The following is a 3,076-nucleotide window of genomic DNA, read 5'->3' as shown; positions in this document are numbered from 1 at the left end:
AAAATTATATCTACATACAAGGTCATATGTTAGACCCCATTAGTACAGTGATTGGTTACAATTGGCCTACGGCTTATGGGGTACGTTCCAAACCATATGATTCATTACATCCGTTAATTCTACCCCTCAGAGAGATGGGGGGAGCGATCATCGGCTATAATCCTAGTACCCATAATTGTTATGCTGATGCAAGTGCTAAGTGTAAAAATGATTACGGTTCATTTGATTTTATAAAATTTTATTCCACGAGAACAGGGAACAAAAAATGAAAATACGATTTAACTTATTGAGCCTGCTCATTCTATTAAGTATTACTGGATGTGATATGGACAAATCTCCTCCAGGGGAAGTATATGGGTGGATCAAGCCAGGAGCAGACTTTACCGAGGTAGGAAAAGCCTTATTAGAATGTGGCATGCCACATCTTAATTATCTTGAGGCTGAAAATCAAAAGCTCAGCAATAATGATAATGCAACAATTTATGCTTGTATGATTCAAGCAGGATTCCGTGACAGATATGGCGGTCCATCTTGGTGTGTGAATCATTGGAGGGAAAACCTTCCGATTTGTCGACCAGGCGCGGTCATTCCGAAACGAAGTGTTGAAAAGCGCTTAAACAGCCCTTTTTGTAAAAAATATAAAAATGCGGATGAATGCCAATCTTAAGTGATGATCAACAATCCGCCATCCTTGCCTTTGCTTGGAATGGCGCGATTGTTCCCTCAATCTGTCATCTCAATATTGTTCACCGTTGTTTTAAGCAGCGGTGACAGAAAATATCAACAGGCTTAAGAGCTTTTTATCGTAAATAAATCCATTGAAAGAGGGAAATAATGAAGAAAATCTTAAAACTGTTGAGTTGTATAGCTCTGTTAAGTTTCACTGGATGTGTTAACTCAATTCCCTCACTTTCTCCAGCATTATGGAGAAATAAAATACTTTTAGAATGTGGAGTACCGGACCTTAATAAGGTTGTGGCGCTAGATTTGAATCAATTTGCCAGTATTGAAATGTGTATGGCGCAATCAGGTTTTCGCCCTAGCTTTACAATACAAGATTGGTGTGAAAATCATAAATCGGATAATCTTCCCATATGTCGTCCTGGTGCTGTCATGCCTCAGCGAAGTGTTGAGAGACGCTTAAATAGCCCTTATTGTAAAAAACATTCAGAACAACTTGAATGCCAGCCTTAAGTCTTGCTTCAGCAGAGAAAGCCTTGTCCGTTCTTACGTGACAAGGTTTTCTTTTTATGCCGCGTCGTTATAACGTTGCTGTTTTGCTTGCTCGATGACATTCAAAAGATCTGATTGTAACCAACGCGATAAAAAACCAAATTTTAGGGGTTTGGGGAGAGAGCCATTAGTTACATGACGGCGAAATGTTGAGACACTCATATGAAGCAATTTTGCACTTTCACGGTCTGTCAAAAGAATATCATTTTCTGTCATACGAAACTCCTTTCTATCAAAAAATGGTAACAAATCATGCCCATTTATTAACCACATTTTGGTTCATTTAGAAAGATGTTTTATTTATAGAAAACAATATTTTATCATATAATTTCTGATGTGATAATTTATGACTCTTATTGAGAAAAAATGAGAGAGAAGAGAGCTAAAGTTATCCACAGATAATGGGGTTATTCACCCCATATTTTAGGTTTGACCCGTGACATAAGCCGCCCATTTATCCATATAGACACGGCGCTGTTCTAGATAGTCAGTACGACGATAGGAGCGCTCTACTTGTCCTCCTACTGTATGACTTAGAATAGTTTCAGCGACCTCATAGGGGGCATCGGTTGTTTCTGCTAGCCAATCGCGTAAACTAGAGCGAAAACCATGGGGGCAAGCTTCAATTTTATTTTTTCTCATATACGCCGCCATCATCGTATGTGAAAGAGGACCACGACCGGTAAGTGAAAAGATGAAATCACTTTTAGAGATACAGCGGGCTTGTTCAATTACTTTTATTGCTTCAGATGATAGGGGGACGCGAAACTCTGTTGTGGCATCACGCTTGCCTTTCATATTTTCAGCAGGGATTGTCCAGATATCATCTTCAATCTGATCTTCACGAATATGACGCAAAGGGTTGGTACGAACGCCTGTCAGGATAAGCAGACGCAAAGCTAAATGTTTTATAGTTGTTGTTTTGCAGAGAAATTGGTAAAAAGCCGGCACATCTCTCCAATCCATGGCTGGTAAGCTTTGTTTTTTATGACGTTGTTTGCCTAAGAGAGCGCGTGCTTTTTCTACAGCTTGTAAATCAACATCTAACCCTAATGCAGCCGCATGTTTGAGACAAAGATTAAGACGCATTAGTGCTGTTCGAGCAGTTCCAGCTTTTGTATGCCAAATAGGGGCAAGGGTATCGCGTATCTCTGTTTGTGTAATCTCAGAAACGGGCAGACAGCCTAATTTAGGGAGAATATGGAGGCGTAAATGTAAAAACCAATTACAAGACTCACCATCATTTTTTAATTCAGCTTTACGGCTTTCAAAAGCATCTAGAGCAATATCTTTTAAATAATGGAGATTGCGCATTGCCTCACGCTTTTGTTTGTTGCGTTCTTTAATAGGGTCACGCCCCTCACGTAAAACAGCCCGCCACCTAGTTGCCAATTCACGGGCTTGTTTTAAAGAAACATCTCGCAACGCTCCCAAGCCCATTTCGCGGCGCCGACCATGAATGGTATAACGATAAAGCCATTGAGCACCACCATCTTTACGTTTGTGAAGAAGCAAGCCGGCACCATCATTATATTTACCAGCTCCCAATGTTGCTACAGCCCTTGCATTAAGACGATTCATAAGAACCATTTTTACTCCTTTCTTGTACAATTTTTACCCACACATCAACCCCGCTTGTGGTGTGCAAGTAAGTGGTTTTGATTGATTCAAGATAAACAGATTTGAAATGAGAGAATCCTACGTTATTCGAGGGTCTAATTCAATATGAACAGAGCTAGATTATCATTATAAATCAATATCTTGTATCGGTCATTCAAGATGAGATTGATGACATAGCCGATGAGTATGTTCATCAAATCCAAGAAAGCATTTTTGCAGCTAT

Annotated in this window: 4 protein-coding genes and 1 pseudogene; 3 read left to right on the top strand and 2 right to left on the bottom strand. The window is 39.8% G+C overall.

Annotated elements, in window-relative coordinates; all coding sequences use genetic code 11:
• The 3 genes and pseudogenes from ACFIO3_RS10775 to ACFIO3_RS10765 all read left to right on the top strand — a co-directional run.
• Positions 1-269, top strand: a pseudogene (locus tag ACFIO3_RS10775) (hypothetical protein); the annotation flags it as partial.
• Positions 266-667 carry a hypothetical protein gene (locus ACFIO3_RS10770; RefSeq protein WP_273791508.1) on the top strand — a complete coding sequence of 134 codons (402 nt, stop codon included), beginning with the start codon at positions 266-268 and terminating at the stop codon, positions 665-667. The pseudogene ACFIO3_RS10775 and the gene ACFIO3_RS10770, both read left to right, overlap by 4 nt.
• Before the next feature lie 167 nt (positions 668-834).
• Positions 835-1,194: a hypothetical protein gene (locus tag ACFIO3_RS10765; protein WP_375686751.1), complete on the top strand. Its 360-nt coding sequence runs from the start codon at positions 835-837 to the stop codon at positions 1,192-1,194.
• Positions 1,195-1,248: 54 nt separating this feature from the next.
• Here the strand turns inward: ACFIO3_RS10765 and ACFIO3_RS10760 are convergent, their stop codons facing one another.
• Together ACFIO3_RS10760 and ACFIO3_RS10755 are read right to left on the bottom strand one after the other, a co-directional pair.
• The gene (locus tag ACFIO3_RS10760; protein ID WP_015856172.1) at positions 1,249-1,449 is read right to left on the bottom strand and encodes an AlpA family transcriptional regulator; all 201 of its coding nucleotides are present in this window, start codon (positions 1,447-1,449) and stop codon (positions 1,249-1,251) included.
• 207 nt (positions 1,450-1,656) lie between these two features.
• Positions 1,657-2,823, bottom strand: coding sequence for a tyrosine-type recombinase/integrase (locus ACFIO3_RS10755; protein ID WP_375704443.1), 1,167 nt, complete (start codon positions 2,821-2,823; stop codon positions 1,657-1,659).
• Positions 2,824-3,076: the final 253 nt, after the last annotated feature.

It is taken from the genome of Bartonella sp. AD328YNZD (genome assembly GCF_042196425.1).
Note: the sequence above shows the minus strand (reverse complement) of the source record. Positions and strands in the feature narration are given on the sequence as shown.